Source organism: Prevotella sp. HMSC077E09 (assembly GCF_001814685.1).
GTDB lineage: Bacteria > Bacteroidota > Bacteroidia > Bacteroidales > Bacteroidaceae > Prevotella > Prevotella oris.
In genome coordinates, this window is sequence record NZ_KV817495.1 from 44,602 (window position 1) to 65,687 (window position 21,086).

Below are 21,086 nucleotides of genomic sequence, written 5' to 3' on the forward strand. Positions count from 1 at the left end.
GGTCTGAGTAATGTTATTTCTCTTGCTTTTTTATACTTCCATGACCTACAACAATTTGCTGATGGACTTCCATAAACGTGCTGATGGTCTTAAAAAATGCCACGAGAAGTTTCACTTCAAGACACAAAAAAAGGAGTACCGCTGTACTCCGACCTTGTTAACCTTAAATCTAATACTATGAAAAACACGTTGCAAAGTTAGACAGAATGAATGGAATTTCCAAACATTCTGCCTTATATGGTGTAGTATTTACAATTTATTAAACCTCTAATAGGTGTTTTTTAACAATTTAAGAAATAAGGCATAAAAAAAGGAGTACCGCCGTACTCCAACCTTTGTTAACCTTAAATCTAATACCATGAAAAACACATTGCAAAATTAATCACTATCTGTGTGCACTGCAAATAAATCACATTATAAATCAATCTGTTAGCCGTTTTATTGACTTATGTCAATCAATCCTTCCTGTTTCTGACCGCCAATCATAATCCGTAGCGGCTTTTTGAAATGCACATGCCGCACATATGGTGTCTCTTCTACGGCCGGCATAGCCTCTAAAACCTCCTTGCGGACGAAATCACCCGATGCAGAACAGCTGTCAATCGTGAAGTAACCGACCCCGAAAGAAGTGAGATTTTGAAAGAAATGCGTGCCTTGTGAAGGGTCAACGTGGTAGTTGTGGAGTGCCACTTCGACAATAATGCGCGCGGCAGAAATATGTGGCCATTTCACCGGCACACCGAGATAATGGTCGCTGCTGCCCCATCTGCCGGGGCCAATGAGCACATAATGGCGATTGTCGGCAAGGAACTTACGATTGATTCTCTCGATATCATCGGCCACATAATAATTGTTCATGGCCGAGAAACTGTCATCATATTTCACGTAAACTACATCGTAGACATCGTCCATGATGCCATGTCCCAAGGCATTATGTGACCTTAGTAGGCAGTCCTCATCAGCCACTTTTGCGAGGTCTTCATGGAGTATTTGCTTGGCATCTGCAATCGGACGTATCTGCAACAGATAGAGTTCACCGCTCTTGTCCTCATTGAGATTACAGGCAAATTCTATCTCCACAGGGCGTTTCATGGCTTCTGAACCATGCTTCATCGCCATTTGCAGCAATTCCGGGAGAGGGAAAACATCCTGTTGAAGCACGCCTGCAAATGAGATAATCTTGCGTCCGCCATCGTAGAGTCCGTCGTAAATCACTTGGTCATAGGGGTCGAATGTCGAACAGATATAGCGTATCGCACCGTCTTTCTCGGCTTCTTTCACCTTCATTTTCCTGATGTTGAAGCCGTCATCTACTTTGAATTGCCTGCCCACGGGAGCCATATCAAGAGCGTAAAACTGTGTCTGCGTCTCGCGAAGTGCCGTTTCCCATTCGCTCATTTGCAGCACTTGGTGAGGATGATAGGGCGAAACGCGCAGTGTTTGGCCGCCGTCTACGATGTATTTTCCTAAGCCTAAAGCTAACGAAGCAATGCCTTCTTCGGCGGTTTCATCGCCAATCGGATAGTAATTCAGCGAGCGAAGAACTCCGCTGAAGGTAGGATAGAAGTGGTCATCATACTGCTTTCCGACCACTTCCTGCAAGATGACGGCCATCTTTTCCTGGTCGATGACATTGCTTGTAGCAGTCATATAGGCCTTTGAATCGCGGTAATAGACCGAGGCATAGACGCTCTTGATAGCACTTGCCAACATCTCCAGCATCGCTTTCCGATTGTCTAAACAGGGTATCATGTAGGTGCTGTAGATGCCGGCAAAGGGTTGATAATGGCTGTCTTCAAGCAAACTTGACGACCGAATGGCGATAGGTGCCTTCACAGCTTCAAAGAATGTGAGGAAATCTTCAGTCAAACTGTCGGGCAACTGCGCTTTCAAGAAGTGCTGAAGGATGTCTTCATCGCTTGCATCGCTTAGGGCAATAGGATAGAGATTGTTGCTTTCCATGAACTGATCAAACACATCCGTGCACAGCACGAGTGTCTTTGGAATCTGCACTTTGACCCCTTCGAACTGGTTGAATGCAGGATGAAGCTTGATGATATTGTCCAAAAAGGCCAATCCTCTGCCTTTTCCTCCGAGCGAACCTTCGCCTATCCGTGCGAAATGGGCATAGCGGTCGAACTTCATTCTGTCGAAAACGGCCACCACACCGATGTTCTTCATGTGGCGATATTGCACGATAGCATCAAACGTTATCTGTCGATGTGCATCGACATCCTGCAGTTTATGCCACGTAATTCCACGTAGGAATTGCGACACAGGGAATATAGCTCGTGCGCTCAACCAACGGCTCATGTGGTTTCGCGAGATATGATAAAGCATGGAATCATTGGGGATTTTGAAGATGTTATCCTGCAAATCCTTGAGCGACTTGATGCGAACAATCTCCTCATGTGTCTTGGGATTGCGGAAGATAAAGTCGCCGAAGCCCATGTGTTCCTCCATAATCAGGCGCAGATCAAGGCTCATCTGCTTTGAATTCTTATCCACAAAACGGACCCCTTCGGCTTCAGCTTTCTCACGATTTGCACTTTCTGAACTCTCCATGATCAAGGGCACGTATTCGTCTTTGGCTCGAATGGCCCGCAAAAGCTTCAGTCCCGCCTCTGGATCTTTATAGACATCAGTGTCCCGGAGCGGTGAAGGCAACAGTTCATTCTCATCGGGCGACACCTCTTTCATCGGGAAACGGGCATCACAGATAACGCCAAGACAGTTGTCAGAAAACTGATTATAAATCGTCATTGCCTCTTCATAAGTGCGTGCAAGCACGACCTTTGGCCTGCCACGCATACGCAAAGTAGCCTGATGTTTGTTTAATGCTTCGGTGGCAAACCGCTTGCTTTGTGCAAGAATATAGCTGTAGAGATTGGGCAATATGGATGAATAGAAACGAATACTGTCCTCTACAAGCAGAATCATCTGCACGCCACTCTCCTGGATATCGTGTGCAATGTTCATCCTGTCCTCGATGAGTTTGATAATGGAAAGAATGAGATTAGTGTTTCCCAACCAGCAGAAAACATAGTCGAAGATACGCAAATCCTCGTTCTGCATACGTTTGGTTATGCCATGAGAAAAGGGCGTAAGCACCACACAAGGAATGTCTTTAAAAGCTTGTTTGATTGACCTTGCCACGCTGAAAGCATCATTATCGGCCGTTCCCGGCATACAAATCACGAGGTCGATATTGGTGGTATGCATGACGTGCATCGCCTCTTCAGTCGTTGAAACGCGTGTAAACATCGGCGGATAACGCAGTCCAAGTTCCATATATTCATTGTAGATCTTCTCCTCTATGCGTCCGTCATCCTCCAACATAAAGGCATCATAGGGGTTGGCAACAATCAAAACGTTGTAGATTCTCCGCATCATCAGGTTGGCAAACGTGACATCATGCAGATAAAACTGATTGAATTCGCGCGGTATTTTCTCTTCCATGGTTGGTCGCTTTCGTTTCTTCGACACAAAAATAACACTTTATTTCTGAAATCAGAGCAATCAGTTCAATTAATCACCGAAACCGAATGGTTCATAGAAAGAATATCGCTAACTTTGCAATAAGCAACAAATGACAGCGTATGGAGTTCAGAACAAAAGTGGAAATTGCCGCGTCTTCATGGCAAATCAAACCTGCACAGCACCTTTTATTCATCGGTTCTTGCTTTGCAGAAAGCATTGGAAACAAGTTCAAGGATGAGCAGTTTCCTACCGTAATCAATCCTTTTGGCGTGATGTATAACCCTGCAAGCATCCTCCATTCTGTTGAACAACACTGTAAAACGCATGATTTCGTGCCCGATGTAACCGTTCTCACGCTCGGAACCAACCATGTTTATGTGCTGAAAGAAACCAAAGAGATTGTTGATAACTGCCGGAAAAGACCACAATCGCTGTTTGATGAGTGCGAATTAAGCGTTGCCCAATGTGTTGATTACCTGCAGAAGGCCACGCAATGTCTGTTATCCTGCAACCCAAACATGCACATCATCATCACCGTCAGCCCCATTCGGTACCGCAAATACGGCTTCCATGGGAGTCAACTCGGCAAGGCTACGTTGCTGCTGGCAGCCGAACAACTGTCTCACGAAAGCCAAGTGGATTACTTTCCTGCCTATGAAATCATGAATGATGAGCTTCGCGACTACCGCTTCTACAAAGAAGACATGTTGCATCCAAGCCCTCAAGCCGTGGAATATATATGGGAACAATTTGCCGAAACCTATTTCCATGCCGACGTATTCACGATGATGCGCGAATGGAAACCTATCAAAGAAGCACTACAACACAGACCTTTCAATCCAGAAAGTGAAGACTATCAGGCATTCATGGCACTCACAAAAGAGCGGTTAACCACATTTATGAAAAAGTACAGCCTCTCCCCCTGGCCCCTCCCCGAAGAGGGAGGGGAATAGAATGCCTTAGAACTTGCATTGCAAAATGCACTATAGAGAAGTATGTTGTTCATCTTTCTCTTTTGGGAAAGGCCGTGAGAGAGGGGATGTTTCCTTGGAGTAGGAAGTAGTATATACTGGAACTCACATTGCAAAATATGCTATAAGAAAGCATATTACTCCCCTCCCTCTTCGGGGAGGGGCTGGGGGTGAGGCTGCTTTCTCTTGAAATAGACACCCAGAAGCACTACCAACAGCAGTACGCCATAAGAGAGATAAGCCACGGTCTCGGTTTGCTTTACACTCTTAGGATCAAAGGTAAGCACCACCGTATGATGTCCCTTGTCAACATTCAGCGCGCGAAGCACATAGTTTACACGGCCTAACTCCACGGCCTTCCCGTCGACTGTAGCCGTCCATTCGGGATAGAATATCTCGGAAAAGACCACAATTCCCCCCGTAGCACTACGCACATCATACGTGAGTTGATTGGGTTCGTAGGCTGTTATCTTTACGATTGACGTGCTGTCTTGGGCTTTTGACTCGCCCAACTGACTCCGGAAGCGTGCGTCGGCAATGGCTTCATGGCGCAAGTCAAGTTTTCCAAGTCCGTCAAGTTCTTCATTTGCATTCTTCACATAAGTGATTTTATCCACAAACCAAGCATTGCCATAGACGTAAGGGTTCTGTATTGCCACCGTCTGATTGCTTTGAAGAGGCACAATGAAGTATTTGGCATTGAGCATGTTCAGCACAGGGAAGATGCTGTTTCCATTGACCTTGGTCATGTCTCCGCCTGCCTGTGCGATGGCGGGCATGGTCTTTTGCATCTCAGGACTGATGTAAGCATCAATCAATTCCTGGTATCTGCGCAGCTTGGCAGCATGATATCCACCGATACTCTTATGATAGAAACTGGTTTCATTCTCGTTGAACGTGTTGCTTGCAAAGTTCAGAACACGATAGTCCAAGGCCTTGTCTTGCAGTATCTGGCGGTCTGTCTGCGTCATCGGTTGTGCCTGTTCGCGCACGCTCTTCTCTACAAACATGCCGTCATTGAGGTAGCGTTTGTTCACTTGCCACATGTCGGCAAGACACAAAACAGTAATTGCTATCATCATAAACTCTACCCGCAGCTTCTTCATCTTGTAGAGGAAGAGACACAATGTGCCGATAACGATAATCCAGAACGACCGCCAACAGTCGGCCGTGAATATGCTTTCGCGGATGCTTCTCAGGTTGGACAGCAGTGGCGTAAGATATTCGGCAGGGATTGATTTCAGGGCTTGCATCTCTGAACTTGAAATGAAATCAGAGAAGAAAAGCGTCGGCATGAGGGCAAAGAGCAGGGCAATGCCGGCCGTCAGACCAAAGCTGATATAGACATATTTGATTTTCTTTGTCAGAATATCCGGCTCGTCTACAATCTTCTTCAGCGTCATCATGGCGAGCAACGGTATGGTAAACTCGGCAATAACAAGTATAGATGCCACCGTTCGGAACTTGCTGTACATCGGTATGTAGTCAAGGAAGAAGTTGGTAAACGGCATGAAATTACGTCCCCACGAAAGCAAAACGCTCAATACCGTGGCTGCCAATAACGCCCATTTCGTGGGACCTTTCACGATAAACAGGCCCAAGACGAAAAGCATCAGCACGAAAGCGCCCACATAGACTGGCCCACTTGTGCCCGGCTGTTCGCCCCAATACTGCCCCAACTGCTGATAAATCTGCATGAAATTCGGGTCGGCAATCTTCATGGCCTCAGTGTTGGCAGCCAACGGAACCGATGCTCCGCCCTTGGTATTTGGCACGAGCAGCGTCCAGGTTTCATCCACACCATAGCTCCACTGCGTGATATAATCGCGGTCAAGTCCGCTGTTAGTCTGATTGGCTGCATTCTTCTTGACGAGTTCACTCTTGCCTCTCATGCTCTCTTGAGCATACTGCCAGGTGTGATAAAGGTTGGAAATATTCATCAACACACCAATCAATGCACCCGCAGCACATACGGCTGTGGCCTTCATAAACTGCTTCATGGTCTTCTTTCTGACAGCATCGACCAAATAAGCAATAATCATAAAGAGGATGATGAACAGATAATAATAGGTCATCTGAACATGATTGGCATCAACTTCAAAGGCTGCAAAGATTGCCGTGACAATGAAACCCCATAGATATTTGCCCCGATAAGAGAGCACGATGCCTGCTATCAGCGGTGGAAGATAGGCCAAAGCCATCACCTTCCAGATGTGTCCGGCAGCGATGATGATAAAGAAATACGATGAGAAAGCCCATATGATAGAGCCTAAAACGGCTAAAGCCCGTCGGAAATCATAGGCCCGAAGCAGGATATAGAAGCCCAGAAGATAGGCAAAGACATACCAAACGTTCTCTGGAAGCCACAGGTGATAGGCCTTCACTGCTTGATTAAGCACACTTACACTCTTGTAAGATGGCGCCGTCTGATAAGTCGGCATACCACTGAAAGTGGCGTTAGTCCAACGCGAAACCTTACCGGTACGCTCGTGATATTCAGCCGTTTCCTGTCCTGCTCCACGTCCCGCCGATGCGTCATGTCTGTAGAGTATGCGTCCGTCTACATCCGCAGGGAAGAAGTAGGCAAATGATATTACCGCGAAAATAATGACTACCAGCAGGTCTGGTAGATATTCCTTCAAAGCTTTCATGATGTTGTTTATAAACGTTTATTTCGTGCAAAGATAGATATTTTAAATGATAAAACGTGAAAAAAGGAATAATATCATGAGCCGACAGGCAATTTATGAAGTATTATTCTGCCCTGTTTTCCATGATGAAAGGCAATGAATATCGCTGTAAAATGTAAAGTTTTATTGTCTGAAAAGAGGGGGTTGAAAATCCACGAAATAGAAAAACGAAAGCTGTTTTCAAGCTGATTTCGAGCCATTTTCTTTCACCTTATCTTGCAATATACATCATCTTAGCTTGTGTTTTGCGTCAGATGACACTCCTATCTGCATCAAAACACAATGCAAAATGAAGCAGATGAGCATGCAATTTGCATCAAACGAGAGGACTTCTCCACCTTATCTTTCTTCATATTTTGCCTTATTCTTTATAATAGCTTGATTGTCAACGCATTGCAAACTCGCTCAAAACTCGCGTATTTTCGACCGCAATGCTTTTATTTTTCAGCACGGGCCGTCTCGCAAAGGCTTTTGTAAAAGAATTTAATAGATACCCACCCCCGACCCCTCCCCAAGGGAGGGGAGTACTAACTTGCGGCGCCTCTCCCAACCCCTCCCAAGGAGGGGAGTTCAAACTTGCAAGGAAATTACCACCGTTCTGTGGCTTTCCAAGCCACAGCTACAGTCATCTTATGCTACTATTTATTGAATTATACATAATATAACGCTTTTTTTCTGCTTTTTTATTACCTTTGTAAGCAAACAGAAAGCAAGCATGAAGATAGGTATTATCGTTGCGATGGACAAGGAATTCACGCAACTTGAAAAGGTGTTTCATGGGAACAAGGACATCATTTTGCAGAAATGTGGCATAGGAAAAGTCAACTCTGCCGTTGGAACTACACAGATGATAGCCGAGCATCAGCCTGATTTGATTATCTCAACAGGCTGTGCCGGTGGTGCCGACACACGTCTGAATGTGGGCGATGTTGTCGTGGCAAGCGCGTGTGTTTACCATGATGCTTACTGCGGAGACAACTGTGAATACGGACAAATTCTCGGCATGCCGGCCCACTATTTGGCGCCGACAGACCTTGTTGAAAAGGCAAGTCGTCTGCAAGTGGAGGGCATAACCATTCACAGGGGCCTTACCGTGAGCGGCGAATGGTTTGTAGATACGCGTGAGAAGATGCAGGATATCATGAGCCATTTCCCCGAAGCTATGGCCGTTGACATGGAGAGTTGCAGCATTGCTCAAGTGTGCCACATCTTCAACACGCCTTTCATCAGCTTTAGAATTATCAGTGATGTGCCGCTGAAAGACCACAAGGCACAGATGTATTTCGACTTCTGGGACCGATTAGCCGAAGGGAGTTTCGAAGTGACTCGTCATTTTATAGAGGAAATCAACAAGTAAAAAGCAAATGAAAATGAATAAAATCCCAAGCTTTACAATCAATCATGAGCAACTGCTTCGTGGCATTTACGTAAGCAGAAAGGATGAAGTGGGCGGCAAAATCGTCACTACTTTTGACATCAGAATGAAAGAACCTAATCGTGAACCGGTGCTCCATAATGGTGCCATTCATACCATTGAGCACCTTGCTGCAACCTTTCTTCGTAACGATGAAGAATGGAAAGACCGCATTGTTTATTGGGGTCCCATGGGATGCTTGACGGGTAATTATCTCATTCTGCGTGGCGATTTGGAAAGCAAGGACATTGTGGAACTCATGAAACGTACCTTTCGTTTCGTTGCAGAATATCATGGAGAAATCCCCGGAGCAGCACCAATGGACTGTGGAAACTACCTGCTCCACGACCTTCCTATGGCACGTTATGAGTCGGCAAAATACTTGAATGAAGTGCTGGAATGTATCACTGAGAAGAACTTAGTGTATCCCGAGAAGAAGTAGGAAATACCCACCCCGGCCCTCCCGAAGGGAGGGAGAAATTGCTTGCAGCTTCTTATTGAGGATGAAATAGTGTGGGGTGAAAGCTCATCATGATTATAATTATAAATCAAATAAGGTGGAAAGAGAGTATTTCTCTTTCCACCTTATTATGTATAGGACACGGTGTAGCCGTTCATTACCAATCTTCTGTCTCGAAAGAAGTGGCCCAAGAGTCATCTGCTTTGACCTTAATGCCACGTGCTGTTGTCCCTCCATTCGGTTTGAAACTAAGGTTGGGGATATGGTTAATGCCGTTTCTTACAATCTTCAGTGAACCAAATGTTTGCTCGGCAAGTGTCTTTTCATTTATATCCAAGGCTTTCATGATGACTTTTATCTTACCTTCTTGCGCCTTTGGAAAGGTGTAAATGGCATAAGAAGAAGCCGCATGATGTGCCTCTGCCGGTATGCTTCTCACTTCGGTTTGCCGTGAATCCACACATCCAAAGCCACTCGTTGCGTCTAAAGTACTGCTTCCTCCTGTGTAGGAAAAGCGCAGATGAGTGACATTTTCGGGTATAGGATCAACGAAATGAAATTCTACCTTGGCCACACAACGCGTCAACGTGATAGATTGTTGCATATCACCCGTGACCTTGATAGTGCCGTTATAAAGGAAAGTCTCTGTCACCTTGCCGTCAAACTTAACCTTATCGGCATGCGCCATAGACGCATTCTTGCTGCCGTTATGCCCGATGACAACAAGTGAATACTGTCCTTCGGGCAGCTCAAGACTAAGATTTCCAAAGTTCTTATCGCTCTTGTTCTGATTGATGGAAGCTTTCTTTTCCCCGTCTTGATATACCGCTGCGTTCAGACATGAGCACACTTCATCTATATCAACCAATGCTCTTGCCTTAGCTCCTGCATAGGATTGTGCTACATCTTCTATGTGGAGACTCACCCGATAGCCTTTTCTCTTGGGCTGTTCATCGCCTAAATTAGGCTTTTCGCAGGCTGAAAGTACAGCCATGAGGACAAGAAAACATGTCCAATTCAGTGCTTTTTTCATGGTTATAAAGGTTTTTATTTAAGGAGATTGAGCCTATATCCAACGTTGAATGTAAACCAACGGTTCTTTGAATTTATTTGTTTTTCTACTTTAGAAAGGCTTAAATGATAGCGCGCTTCCATGATTACATTGGAATATTCATAGGAGATACCGATGGGAACAGACACGTCTGTCGAGCAGAAATTCCCTTTGATATCACTGCTGACATGGCGAGTTGGTTCGTAAACAGCCCCTCCGTCAGCGGCAACAACAAAGTCGGTGATATCATATTTGGCTCTTGCACCCAACAGAAATGAGGGCTGAATGCCGGCTTTCACAGCCAACCCCTTGGACAAATAGACATTGACCAACAACGGAATTTGAAAATAATGGAGGCCAATGGCCATGTTGGAATAGCCCGAATAAGAACCTGCCTGGCCACGCACTTCGTTGCTGAAGTCCTTATAACGGCAACCTTGAAGCGCATAAAGTGCACCAAGGGAAAGGCTGCATTGTGACAGAAATTGATACTCGAATTCAGCGCCACCGGTGAATCCTGCCCTATATTTTGCATCGACACTTGCTTTATCTGTCGTTAAATCATACGAGATATCACTGTTTGAAATGTTGGCAAGACAAAGGCCCACTTTAGGCATAACAGAGAGTGTTCCAACCTTGCTTTGGGCAGAAACTGCCATGAAAGCAGCCGCGAAAAGATATAAAAAGAAAAAGCGTTTCATAATTATTGAGTTTAATTATGTAACGCTTTTGAATGGATTTTATTGTATGATATTCTGAAGAATGAAGCCTTTTATTTTGCAAGGCCATTTATTCCTTAAATCGCATCGTAGCCTTTGGTACTGTTATGTGCCAGCAAGTCTTTTAGATCTTGCTCTTTGAAATCACGCTCTTTCTGCTCATTATAGAGCAATTCTGCCTCTTCACGCTCCTCTTCTGAATGTTCAAAAGTGATGGAACGGCTCTTTAATTCGGCAACAGCCCAACCCAAAAGGGCAATTGCAATCAATGCAATGAAAATATATAATCCTGTCATAATGGTTATGATTTAATGGTTTATTCCTTGTTTGCACGCTTACGTTCGAGGTGATCGAGCAATATCTTGCGCATTCGCATGCTCTTAGGTGTCACCTCAACATACTCATCTTCCTTGATATATTCAAGGCATTCTTCAAGACTCATGACCGTCTTTGGAATTACACGAGCCTTTTCATCAGAGCCACTGGCACGCACATTGGTCAGCTGTTTGGCTTTGGTGACATTGATTACCAAGTCATTATCGTGAACATGTTCGCCCACAACCTGACCTGCATAGACTTCTTCTCCCGGATCAATGAAGAACTTTCCGCGGTCTTGAAGCTTGTCGATAGAGTATGCAAAGGCCGTACCTGTCTCCATAACTATCATGGATCCATTGGTACGTCGCGTGATTTCGCCCTTAAAAGGCTGGTATTCTTTATAGCGATGTGCCATGATAGCCTCACCTTGTGAAGCCGTCAGAACATTCGTTCTCAAGCCAATGATACCACGAGAAGGGATTTCAAACGTGATGTTTACACGGTCTCCTTCTGTGTCCATACCTGTCAATTCACCCTTACGACGCGTTACCATGTCGACCATCTTGCTGGAATAATCCTGTGGAACATTGATAGTCAATTCCTCAACAGGTTCACATTTCACGCCATCTATCTCTTTATAAATCACCTGGGGCTGTCCAACTTGAAGCTCATAGCCCTCACGACGCATGGTTTCCACAAGCACGGAGAGGTGTAAAACGCCACGACCACTGACAATCCACTTATCAGTTGAGCCTTCAAAAGGACGTACACGAAGTGCTAAATTCTTTTCAAGTTCCTTGTTCAGACGGTCGTTGATATGACGTGAAGTGCAGAACTTGCCCTCGCGACCAAAGAAGGGTGAGTCGTTAATTGTAAATAACATGCTCATCGTCGGCTCATCAACTGCAATGGCAGGAAGGGCCTCCGGGTTCTCAAAGTCAGCGATAGTATCGCCGATTTCAAATCTTTCGAGGCCCACAACTGCACAGATATCGCCACTCTCAACGCTTTCTGTAGGCTTGCTTCCCATGCCTTCGAAAGTGCGAAGTTCCTTGATTTTGGTCTTTTCCTGGCTTCCGTCACGATGACAGATCGTGATATTTTGACCGTTCTTCAGTATGCCACGGTGCACGCGTCCTACTGCAATACGTCCCGTATAGCTTGAATAATCGAGTGAAGTGATCAGCATCTGCGGCGTACCTTCGCGGTGCTTAGGTGCCGGGATGACCTCAATGATCTTGTCAAGTAAGTAGTCTATGTTGTCAGTTGGCTTCTGCCAATCAGCTGACATCCAGCCATTCTTGGCCGAACCATACACGACTTGAAAGTCTAACTGCTCTTCAGTTGCGTTTAAATCACACATCAAATCGAACACCATCTCATACACTTCCTCCGGTCGGCAATTGGGTTTGTCCACCTTGTTGACAACAACCATTGGCTTCAAACCAAGCTGAAGCGCCTTCTGAAGCACGAAACGAGTCTGCGGCATAGGCCCTTCAAAGGCATCGACGAGCAGCAGACAGCCGTCAGCCATATTGAGAACACGTTCTACTTCGCCGCCAAAGTCAGAGTGACCTGGGGTATCCAATATATTAATCTTAGTTCCTTTCCAGTTGATAGAAACGTTCTTCGAGAGAATCGTAATACCGCGTTCGCGCTCCAAATCATTGGAGTCGAGCACCTCGCCACTGTTATCCTGCCCGTCACGGAACAGCTTCCCGGCCAACATCATCTTGTCAACCAGCGTTGTTTTCCCGTGGTCTACGTGTGCAATTACTGCAATGTTTCTAATGTCTTGCATTTGTTTTACCTTAAATATCCTTATTTCTAATTCGCTGCAAAATTACAAAAAATAACTGAGGTACACTTCTATCTTGATTATGAATAGGTTAGGTTGCGTGTTAAAAAACGTTACCTTGCAGAAAAGTTCAAGCCTATATCTTCGTTATCTTGACTTTTATTGCTACCTTTGCACCGCATTTTCAGAAAGTCTGATGCATTCGAAAGTGTAGCTGTTGTGATTAAGGCAGCCCGACATTTGAAGGATGTAATGATGCAACTTCATTTAATCAATTATTTCAAGCTATGTATTTAGACAAAGCAAAGAAGGAAGAAATCTTCGGCCAGTATGGTAAGTCAGCAACTGACACAGGTTCAGCAGAGAGCCAGATTGCCCTGTTCACTTACCGTATTAAGCACTTGACAGAGCATGTTAAGGCTAATCACAAGGACAATGTCACTACTCGTGCGCTGACACAACTCGTTGGTAAGCGTCGTGCATTGCTCAAATACCTTTACGATCGTGACGTCAATCGCTACCGTGCTATCATCAAGGCACTTGGTCTCCGCAAGTAAATTGGCCGATAAGAAGAAAGAATAAGAAGTCCCGTTGTTCGCAAGAACTGCGGGATTTCTTGTCTTATGATGACGTCACTAAACCTTGCCAAGCAAATGAAAAGCATGTCTTTCTTAACTGTTTCCGTTAAATCTCTTATCCTAAATTTAACACTTCAAGACTTGACCAAATAGAGATGGAAATCTCTGTTCTGTGCTTATGCGAAGCCATTCCTGGGCTTTGATGTTCTGTTTTTAATCTTTCCATCCGGCAATTCCATGCATTATACGCTGCAATTTGACGCAGAACGCGTCGTAATTTGCGTCAGAACACACAGTCATCTGATGCAAATCACGCTGTATCATGAATGGAATCACAAACTAAGGTGCTTGAAGTTGTGAAATTATTCCCGTTTTCCCGCCTGTTTTTTTCTATTTGGTGTGCTCTTGAGATGTTAAAAACAGGGAAAGAAAATCAACAATATTCATGGAGAGCATGTTGCGAACAATCGTATTGGTAAAACTTAAAATCCATACAACATGAAACTCTCCATAACGAAATATAAAGCAATTTTCCACTTATAACAGGAGTTTATTTCCAATTTTTCCTTATCTTTGCCACAAACAGAACCTAAAGAATATGGGATTATTCAGCAATAAAAACAAGAAAACCGACTTCACCATTGAACGCCAGTTTGTGACAACTTTACCAAGTATTAAAGGCTATGAGATTGTTGAGCAACGTGGTCTTTGCTATCAATACGGCATTACATATGACTTAGATTCATGCCTTGACAAAGTATTGAAAAAGGCATATGAAGCTGGTTGCAATGCCTTTGTAAACCTGAAAATAGAGAAAGGCCCGAATTATACGGTCATATATGGCGATGGCGTAATCATCAACCGACAATGAAAAAAGCAATTGTTATGGGTGCCAGCAGCGGCATCGGACATGAGGTGGCAAGGCTCATGATAGAGCGAGGGTGGACAGTTGGCGTGGCAGCACGACGTGTAGACAAGTTGGAAGAACTGCATGCTTGTGCGCCCGAACGTGTTTTCACGGCACGGATTGACGTAACCGATGCTCATGCAGAAGAGGCACTCTGTCAGCTCATAGACTGCATGGGAGGGCTCGATCTCTATTTCCATGCAGCGGGAATAGGCTGGAAAAATCCCATGCTGCAGGCCGACAAAGAACTGACGACCATGCAGACCAATGCCATGGGATTTACGAGAATGGTGGGCGCTGCCTATCGGTATTTCGCAGGAAATGGCGGAGGACACATTGCTTGTATCACGTCGATAGCCGGCACTAAGGGGCTTGGGCCTGCACCAGCTTACAGTGCAACAAAGGCCATGCAGAACACTTATCTACAAGCTTTGGAGCAGTTGGCAACCAATAAGAAGCTGAACATCTGCTTTACAGACATCCGTCCGGGGTTCGTTGATACACCCTTGCTGACTGGTTCCAGCCATTTTCCAATGCTGATGAATGCAGAAAAGGTAGCTAAAAGCATCATGAAAGCCATTGACAAAAGGCGCCACATCTGTATTATAGACTGTCGTTGGCACGTTTTAACCACGCTTTGGCAGCATATTCCCAATTGGGTTTGGAGAAGAATGAAGTTGGTTAAAGACGCATAATAGCAAGAATAGCCTTGCAACAAGCTGCATCTTGCACGGCAAAGAGGCATAAAGGAATATTGAAAAACATCTCTTTAGTTATATTTTCAATATTCTTTTATCTCATATATTCACCGTTTTTCGCGGATATCTGCCTGCCATTAAAGAGGTGAAATATAGGCTGGCAGGTGGCATAAATTTGGAGGATAAGTTATTTTTTTATATATTTGTAGCGCCTACCTGTTTATAGCAATCGATTGATTACGTGGGTATTGGACTTAAAAAGGCATCTGATTTACCAAGATGACATGACTGATTACTAACCAAAAGAACCGATTTGTGGATCACAAAAGAATTTTATTATCAATCCTAATAATCCTACTGGCACTGCCTTTAATTGCGCAGCAGCAGAAAGGAAAGGCTTCCTATTACTCGAAAAAGGCCACCGGAGCAAGAACAGCCAGCGGTGAACGATTACATCATGACAGTATGACTTGTGCACATCGCACCTATCCTTTCGGCACATTATTAAAGGTAACAAATCCTAACAACGGGAATAGTGTGGTCGTAAAGGTAACTGATCGCGGGCCTTTCGGTCGCGGACGCATCATTGATCTATCGTATGGTGCAGCCAAAGAACTTGGCATATTGGCTTGCGGAGTGGCTACAGTTGTTGTGGAGAAAGTAGGCAAAGGAGTTCCTTATCTTGAGGAAGACAGCATCAGGTTGCCCCAGATTGACTTTGAAGTGGTTGCGAACCACTACAATATCATTGATGATTGGAAGAACAGAGACGGCGTTGTTGACAAGAAAATGATGCATAATGCAAAGAATATCGCTACGACACGCAAACGACAACAAGCGAAAAAGCCTAACAAACAGACTGAAGACATGCAAAAGGACAATAAGACTTCGCCTGCAAAAAAAGAGAAAGAAAACAGGTGGAACAATGTTTTTGAAAGATTGAAAGGGCTGTTCTGAAAGATAAAGAACCCACCCCAACCCTCCCGAAGGGAGGGTGTTCAAACGTGCAGGCTATCGTAGAGCAGACTTTTTGTAGACTTATTGATAAAGTTCAACAGATATTACAGCGCCTGTATTTTATGAAGTCATGCATCAAAACAGTTTAGAAAAGCCTCTTCATAAAGCCTATTGTAAGGCAAAACTACATTAAATTCAATTCCAACAAGGGTTCAATCATAACCCTTCATAAAGCTTATTGCAGGGCAAAGCTCCCTCCCTTCGGGAGGGTTGGGGTGGGTATTCATTCTACTTCTTCGTTGGAATATTAAACTCTGTAACCTTTGATATGGCCTTGTTTCCTTGGAGCACAGAAACACAAATCTTAGCATTTCCATCTTTCAGGCGCCTGTCTGCCTTGACAAGTGCAGTGTAGCGAATACCTTTCCCTGGTTCTATTTTCTCAATATGGATGCTTGGAGAAACAAAGAGATGACGATTTCCATTTGCCACAAGCACGACAGGTTGAACATCATAGAGTGGCCGGCCACCACGGTTCATGACTTCAAAAATCACCTTGGAAAGTTCACCTCGCTCAATGATTCCATTACCACTTTCATCGAGAAAACGAGCATTACGGATTTCAATATTTGGTGTATACACTAATCCCTCGGCTATATTCTCCACACTACTTGCCGTCGGCATCTTTGTCGTTGACGCACTTGTTGACGCATCAGTCTGGTAATCCTTACCATTAAAGTCATAGATGCGGTCATCTCCGGAGTTGGTTTCGTCATAGCCACTATCGGTAGACGGTGCTTCCTGATAGCTGCTGACATCACTATTCTGCTGGCGTTCACGCATCTTACGCTCATAGTTTCGCTTTGCGCGGTCATACTGGTACTCCTCTTTCTCGGCTGCACGGCGCTGATCAGCAGCCTGCCCTATCGCAGCACCTATAGCCGCACCACCTGCCATTCCGATAATCGTTCCAAAATCAGAACCACGTGGTCCATCGGCAATTCCCCCGATAGCACTACCCAAAATAGAGCCCAAGGAAGAACCCATGTAGGCACCAGAACCAGTATAAGTGCCACAACTACTGAACAATAAGGTTGCACATGCTGCATATACCACCAACTTTTTCATATCCAAATTGTTACTTGTTATAATGCAAAGATAAAAATAAAAACCTCAAACGCAAGGATATTTTCCCTAAAAGGCGTGGGATTTTCCCTAAAAAGGATAATAAAGCAAACTGAATATTCACATGACATAACCTTTATAATAAAGGAAACTATCTGAACAAAGAGCTTCAAAAAGAAAGCCCCAAACGAATACTCACTCAGCACTTTCTTTTTGTATTGCAATTTTAACAGCATATCCACATCAGTAGAATATTCTCTAATGTTTCATACGTATTGTCATGAAGTCCTTAAATACAAGTTCATTAATTATGAATGACAGCCTCATATGCTATATAATGACATGTCAACTTTCACTATATAAGGAGAAGGAAACATGATATGCTTCTTATCATTCGAGGAAACTTTTAATGACAGTATATGTATTGGTCGGTAAGTCTGTTTCTGCAACGGTTAAATTACCTTCGCTTATTCCCATTTCTTTCAACCATTTCTCTAATATAGGAATCATCTTATATCCTTGCTCTTTAGTATAGGGATTTACTTCAAGAATTCTAACTTCTAAGTCATTCAACCCTTTCCTCCTTACGATAAGCGAAGCATCCTTTTGTTCTAATGTTTGTGGAAGAATATATGAATAGGAATTCCCTTCTTTTATTTTGTTGTTTTGATCAAATAGATACCCATCAGTAAGAATAATCAAGATATTTCTTGCATCTTTCTTGATACACTGAGAATCCACTTTCCGACTATTAAAGAAATCCCAAATATCACAACCTATCCAATTTTCTTCAGATATAGTCTTATTATAGATTTGAGTTAAGTTACCTTGGAACTTAGCTTTCATATTTTCAAGTGTAATTCGTTTATCTTTCCCGTTATATTGCTCCATATTCACACTTAATTCATTTGCAAGTGTGGCTATATCTGAACTATGTGGAGCCGGATAAAAAAATATCTTTATACTATTTTTACTTTGTAAGATTTGAGGACCTAAAGTGTGAGCCTTGAAATAATCTACGATATAACCGATAATAGCAGTATCACGACTCATCTGTGACGGTTCTATTTTTCTCGTCAGACGATCTGACAAATCTAAGAATACAGATATATTTAAAGGTTTCTCCACTACTTTTTGTTTACTTTTCTGCGGGCTATTGCAACTTACAGAAGCTACAAGTAAAACACAATGTAAAATAATAAAACTTAAGTTTTTTGACAGTACCTTTTGCATAAGTTATTAATTTTAGATAGATAATGAATTTAAAGTCTCGTTAAAAGTTTCATTAGCAGACGACTGGTCTATATTTGTTTTTCCAAGTATACTCATTTGAGCAATCCAGCCTGCAAAGAAGTTTGTCATTTCCGTACGTATTGCAGCCTTGTCTATTATAACCTTATTGCTTATCTGAGAGGTTAAACTGCTGATTGCATTATTAAGCAAACTTATTTCGTTATTAATGGATTGCTCTTTTGCCTTCTCTTCATGTATTTGCTGTTCGATTCCTTTGATTCTTTTATTAATATCCTTAATATTAATTTTGTTGAGGTCTAATTGATCATAAGCACTCATAGACATATCGAAAACAATACCCCAGATAATATAGACAATAAAACCACAAAAAATAACAGCCCACGTGTTAATATCTCCTACAGCTTCGCTCAGACCATAAATGCTGTTCAATCCGGCAGTTCCTATTATAACCTCCATATCATGGAGATGCTTGCCTATCATATATGCCAATATCGCATCAAACACAAAAGTAATACAAAGAATAGCTCCCATTTTTATATATTTCGTCCATGTTTGCTGGACGGTAAAAAAGTGCAGGCTGAAACCTAATCCCATAAAAATGACGGGTGCAGATAAGACGAAACATAGTTCTGTTACACTCGTTTCCAAAGCTTTACTCAGAGCATTCGCATCAAACATTGAGTTCATTAGATTCGCTCCTTCACTGAAATCCTTAAAGAAAGCAGAATAAAAGGTAGAACTATAAAATAAGAATAAGTACATTGTGAGAGGAATTAATATAATAAGACCCAATATTAATTTCATCTTAGCACCTTTGTTTACTTCATAAGCCTTATTACGCAAATTAATCTTTTCTTCTTTTAGTTCATTGATGCTTTCTTTATAATCAGATTGTCCCTGTTTACAAACGATCAACTTCTTATTAAGACATTCTATCTCATTTCTTTTCTGTTCTATCTGACATTCTAAATTTTTGTGTTGCTGTTCTTGTAAATATTCATTTTGTACTTGTTCATGGTGAATATAATTATAAACATTGTGCAAATAAGGTACTAAAGTAAAATTACTGCCATTAGCTATAGCGCAGACTCTTAAGCCCCAATGATGATAAGTTTCTCCTTCTTGTTTGTTGTTTGGGTTTTGCGTGATACCGACTTCATCCTGTTGAGTCGAAGTAGCAACGGCATGATTAAAAAGATCGTTAATTTTCATTTTTATGCTTTCCATATTCCTTATCTTTCCAAAGATTTTATAACTTCATCTTCATTGACATTTTCCTGTGCTTTTGCAAGAAGGAACTCTATAAGATTATCAACCTGTTCCTCTTTAATGCCATACTTCAATGCATATCGCCTCAATAGATTTTGCTCAGAATCTTCTATTGTTCCGTCTGACCATGCGATTAATGCCATTTCATAGAGAATTTGTATTCGCTCTTCAGGTAGCTTGGGAACAATAGTAGATGTTCCTCCAGAAGATATAATCTTCCCTATCAGCTCATTGGTAAGTCCATACTTCTCTATTCCTATACGATAGAGTGTTTCCATTTCTTTTGGATGTGCTATACCATCGGCCATAACCATGCGGTATAATTCAAGGAATTGCATTTGCCTACTTACTTCCATAAGGTTTATTTTTTTAATTGCCAACTGTTTCCCAGAAGTAAGCAGAAAATTAAAATGAAGAAGCGTGGGAACTATTGAATATAGTCTTCTCGAGGTTCTGGAAATACCCACTGCTAAACTATAAACAATAGCCCACGCATTGAGGTATATCATCCCTCTGATAAGGGTACAATAATCCTATGCGCGAGCGTATTGCCTACTGTCCTTAGCAGTTGAAATTTTCCAGATCTCGAGAAAGGACAATATATCAAACGCTCTTTTTAAAAGTTAAACTCCTTATAACGCATGCCTGCACACAGGCATACTAAAAGTCTGACTACAAAGATAGAAAAAAAACTTATTATTATGTATTATTTCCACTAAATTTTATAATACAAGATATCTTTTATAATATATAACTGTCAGATATATAGAATACGAAGTCACTTATTTTCGATTTTGATTAATTTACTACATATAATAAAAACAAAGAAAGCGCAGTGAAATCAATCACTGCGCTTTCTTTATAGATTTGAATTTTAATCGTGAGATTACTCTGCTTTAGCTTCCTCAGTTGCAGGAGCCTCTGTAGCCGGAGTCTCAGCAGGAGCTTCAGCCTTAGTAGCTTTACGGCTACGACGAGTCTTCTTGGCAGCCTTAGGAGCTTTTGCCATATTATCATCGAAGTCAACAAGCTCGATGAAAGCAATTTCAGCAGCATCACCCTGACGGGTACCCAATTTGATTACACGAGTGTAACCACCTGGACGATCAGCCACCTTAGCAGCAACCGTGCTGAAGAGTTCCTTGATAGCCTCTTTCTTCTGAAGATAACGGAAAACTACACGACGTGAGTTTGTGGTATCTTCTTTAGACCGAGTAATCAAAGGTTCTACATACTTCTTCAAGGCTTTTGCCTTTGCAAGGGTCGTAGTGATTCTTTTGTGCATGATCAATGACACTGCCATGTTAGCAAGCATAGCGTCACGATGAGATGCAGTACGCCCCAGATGGTTGAATTTCTTATTATGTCTCATTTTTTATTCTTTACATTTAAGCGGA

General features: G+C 42.9%; 18 protein-coding genes. 7 read left to right on the forward strand and 11 right to left on the reverse strand.

Translation table 11 applies throughout. From position 1 onward, the window contains the following. Nucleotides 1–438: 438 nt before the first annotated feature. Entirely contained in the window at nt 439–3,459 is a 3,021-nt protein-coding gene (locus tag HMPREF2983_RS00780; RefSeq protein WP_070665719.1) for a PEP/pyruvate-binding domain-containing protein, read from the reverse strand. 140 nt (nt 3,460–3,599) lie between these two features. Here HMPREF2983_RS00780 and HMPREF2983_RS00785 point away from each other — a divergent pair, with 140 nt between their 5' ends. Further along, complete coding sequence (locus tag HMPREF2983_RS00785) at nt 3,600–4,433, forward strand: GSCFA domain-containing protein (protein ID WP_070665723.1); 834 nt, start codon at nt 3,600–3,602, stop codon at nt 4,431–4,433. 155 nt (nt 4,434–4,588) lie between these two features. On the opposite strand, the gene HMPREF2983_RS00790 is transcribed toward HMPREF2983_RS00785, so the two are convergent. Continuing rightward, nucleotides 4,589–7,102, reverse strand: coding sequence for a YfhO family protein (locus HMPREF2983_RS00790; RefSeq protein ID WP_018920483.1), 2,514 nt, complete (start codon nt 7,100–7,102; stop codon nt 4,589–4,591). Between the two features lie 754 nt (nt 7,103–7,856). On the opposite strand from HMPREF2983_RS00790, the gene mtnN reads away from it, so the two are divergent. Next, nucleotides 7,857–8,498: a 5'-methylthioadenosine/S-adenosylhomocysteine nucleosidase gene (gene mtnN / locus HMPREF2983_RS00795; protein WP_070665725.1), complete on the forward strand. Its 642-nt coding sequence runs from the start codon at nt 7,857–7,859 to the stop codon at nt 8,496–8,498. Nucleotides 8,499–8,511: 13 nt separating this feature from the next. Then, a complete protein-coding gene (locus HMPREF2983_RS00800) occupies nt 8,512–8,997 on the forward strand; it encodes an S-ribosylhomocysteine lyase (protein ID WP_070665842.1) in 486 nt (161 codons plus the stop codon). A gap of 175 nt (nt 8,998–9,172) precedes the next feature. On the opposite strand, the gene HMPREF2983_RS00805 is transcribed toward HMPREF2983_RS00800, so the two are convergent. The 4 genes from HMPREF2983_RS00805 to typA all read right to left on the reverse strand — a co-directional run bounded on the left by HMPREF2983_RS00805 (nt 9,173) and on the right by typA (nt 12,904). Beyond that, nucleotides 9,173–10,048, reverse strand: a complete 876-nt coding sequence (locus HMPREF2983_RS00805; protein WP_070665729.1) for a FimB/Mfa2 family fimbrial subunit — start codon at nt 10,046–10,048, stop codon at nt 9,173–9,175. Nucleotides 10,049–10,062: 14 nt separating this feature from the next. Next, nucleotides 10,063–10,767, reverse strand: coding sequence for a porin family protein (locus tag HMPREF2983_RS00810; RefSeq protein WP_070665732.1), 705 nt, complete (start codon nt 10,765–10,767; stop codon nt 10,063–10,065). A gap of 95 nt (nt 10,768–10,862) precedes the next feature. Beyond that, nucleotides 10,863–11,081, reverse strand: coding sequence for a hypothetical protein (locus HMPREF2983_RS00815; RefSeq protein WP_004371682.1), 219 nt, complete (start codon nt 11,079–11,081; stop codon nt 10,863–10,865). A gap of 20 nt (nt 11,082–11,101) precedes the next feature. Then, nucleotides 11,102–12,904 (reverse strand): translational GTPase TypA, encoded by a 1,803-nt coding sequence (gene typA, locus HMPREF2983_RS00820; protein ID WP_070665735.1) that lies wholly within the window; start codon nt 12,902–12,904, stop codon nt 11,102–11,104. 284 nt (nt 12,905–13,188) lie between these two features. Here typA and rpsO point away from each other — a divergent pair, with 284 nt between their 5' ends. The 4 genes from rpsO to HMPREF2983_RS00840 all read left to right on the forward strand — a co-directional run bounded on the left by rpsO (nt 13,189) and on the right by HMPREF2983_RS00840 (nt 16,041). Then, on the forward strand, nt 13,189–13,458 hold the full coding sequence (gene rpsO, locus HMPREF2983_RS00825; protein WP_004371685.1) for a 30S ribosomal protein S15: 270 nt from the start codon (nt 13,189–13,191) through the stop codon (nt 13,456–13,458). A 619-nt stretch (nt 13,459–14,077) separates the two neighbouring features. After that, nucleotides 14,078–14,350 carry a hypothetical protein gene (locus HMPREF2983_RS00830; RefSeq protein ID WP_070665738.1) on the forward strand — a complete coding sequence of 91 codons (273 nt, stop codon included), beginning with the start codon at nt 14,078–14,080 and terminating at the stop codon, nt 14,348–14,350. Beyond that, complete coding sequence (locus tag HMPREF2983_RS00835; RefSeq protein WP_070665742.1) at nt 14,347–15,081, forward strand: SDR family NAD(P)-dependent oxidoreductase; 735 nt, start codon at nt 14,347–14,349, stop codon at nt 15,079–15,081. The genes HMPREF2983_RS00830 and HMPREF2983_RS00835 overlap by 4 nt, the downstream gene beginning before the upstream one ends. A gap of 318 nt (nt 15,082–15,399) precedes the next feature. Continuing rightward, entirely contained in the window at nt 15,400–16,041 is a 642-nt protein-coding gene (locus HMPREF2983_RS00840; RefSeq protein ID WP_004371760.1) for a septal ring lytic transglycosylase RlpA family protein, read from the forward strand. 288 nt (nt 16,042–16,329) lie between these two features. Here the strand turns inward: HMPREF2983_RS00840 and HMPREF2983_RS00845 are convergent, their stop codons facing one another. The 5 genes from HMPREF2983_RS00845 to rplQ all read right to left on the reverse strand — a co-directional run bounded on the left by HMPREF2983_RS00845 (nt 16,330) and on the right by rplQ (nt 21,061). Beyond that, nucleotides 16,330–17,169 (reverse strand): hypothetical protein, encoded by an 840-nt coding sequence (locus HMPREF2983_RS00845; RefSeq protein WP_070665746.1) that lies wholly within the window; start codon nt 17,167–17,169, stop codon nt 16,330–16,332. A 387-nt stretch (nt 17,170–17,556) separates the two neighbouring features. Continuing rightward, nucleotides 17,557–18,399, reverse strand: a complete 843-nt coding sequence (locus HMPREF2983_RS00855) for a hypothetical protein (RefSeq protein WP_246829307.1) — start codon at nt 18,397–18,399, stop codon at nt 17,557–17,559. 12 nt (nt 18,400–18,411) lie between these two features. Then, nucleotides 18,412–19,647, reverse strand: a complete 1,236-nt coding sequence (locus tag HMPREF2983_RS00860) for a hypothetical protein (RefSeq protein WP_070665752.1) — start codon at nt 19,645–19,647, stop codon at nt 18,412–18,414. Nucleotides 19,648–19,652: 5 nt separating this feature from the next. Beyond that, nucleotides 19,653–20,069 carry a tellurite resistance TerB family protein gene (locus HMPREF2983_RS00865; RefSeq protein WP_141757604.1) on the reverse strand — a complete coding sequence of 139 codons (417 nt, stop codon included), beginning with the start codon at nt 20,067–20,069 and terminating at the stop codon, nt 19,653–19,655. 506 nt (nt 20,070–20,575) lie between these two features. Further along, nucleotides 20,576–21,061 carry a 50S ribosomal protein L17 gene (gene rplQ / locus HMPREF2983_RS00870; protein ID WP_070665758.1) on the reverse strand — a complete coding sequence of 162 codons (486 nt, stop codon included), beginning with the start codon at nt 21,059–21,061 and terminating at the stop codon, nt 20,576–20,578. Between the last annotated feature and the right edge of the window lie 25 nt (nt 21,062–21,086).

Coding starts and splice junctions, on each gene's coding strand:
- HMPREF2983_RS00800 (WP_070665842.1), top strand. CDS start 8,512: ATGAATAAAATCCCAAGCTTTACAATCAATCATGAGCAACTGCTTCGT.
- mtnN (WP_070665725.1), top strand. CDS start 7,857: ATGAAGATAGGTATTATCGTTGCGATGGACAAGGAATTCACGCAACTT.
- HMPREF2983_RS00815 (WP_004371682.1), bottom strand. CDS start 11,081: ATGACAGGATTATATATTTTCATTGCATTGATTGCAATTGCCCTTTTG.
- HMPREF2983_RS00845 (WP_070665746.1), bottom strand. CDS start 17,169: ATGAAAAAGTTGGTGGTATATGCAGCATGTGCAACCTTATTGTTCAGT.
- HMPREF2983_RS00780 (WP_070665719.1), bottom strand. CDS start 3,459: ATGGAAGAGAAAATACCGCGCGAATTCAATCAGTTTTATCTGCATGAT.
- HMPREF2983_RS00790 (WP_018920483.1), bottom strand. CDS start 7,102: ATGAAAGCTTTGAAGGAATATCTACCAGACCTGCTGGTAGTCATTATT.
- typA (WP_070665735.1), bottom strand. CDS start 12,904: ATGCAAGACATTAGAAACATTGCAGTAATTGCACACGTAGACCACGGG.
- HMPREF2983_RS00835 (WP_070665742.1), top strand. CDS start 14,347: ATGAAAAAAGCAATTGTTATGGGTGCCAGCAGCGGCATCGGACATGAG.
- HMPREF2983_RS00805 (WP_070665729.1), bottom strand. CDS start 10,048: ATGAAAAAAGCACTGAATTGGACATGTTTTCTTGTCCTCATGGCTGTA.
- HMPREF2983_RS00810 (WP_070665732.1), bottom strand. CDS start 10,767: ATGAAACGCTTTTTCTTTTTATATCTTTTCGCGGCTGCTTTCATGGCA.
- HMPREF2983_RS00860 (WP_070665752.1), bottom strand. CDS start 19,647: ATGGAAAGCATAAAAATGAAAATTAACGATCTTTTTAATCATGCCGTT.
- HMPREF2983_RS00785 (WP_070665723.1), top strand. CDS start 3,600: ATGGAGTTCAGAACAAAAGTGGAAATTGCCGCGTCTTCATGGCAAATC.
- HMPREF2983_RS00855 (WP_246829307.1), bottom strand. CDS start 18,399: ATGCAAAAGGTACTGTCAAAAAACTTAAGTTTTATTATTTTACATTGT.
- rplQ (WP_070665758.1), bottom strand. CDS start 21,061: ATGAGACATAATAAGAAATTCAACCATCTGGGGCGTACTGCATCTCAT.
- rpsO (WP_004371685.1), top strand. CDS start 13,189: ATGTATTTAGACAAAGCAAAGAAGGAAGAAATCTTCGGCCAGTATGGT.
- HMPREF2983_RS00830 (WP_070665738.1), top strand. CDS start 14,078: ATGGGATTATTCAGCAATAAAAACAAGAAAACCGACTTCACCATTGAA.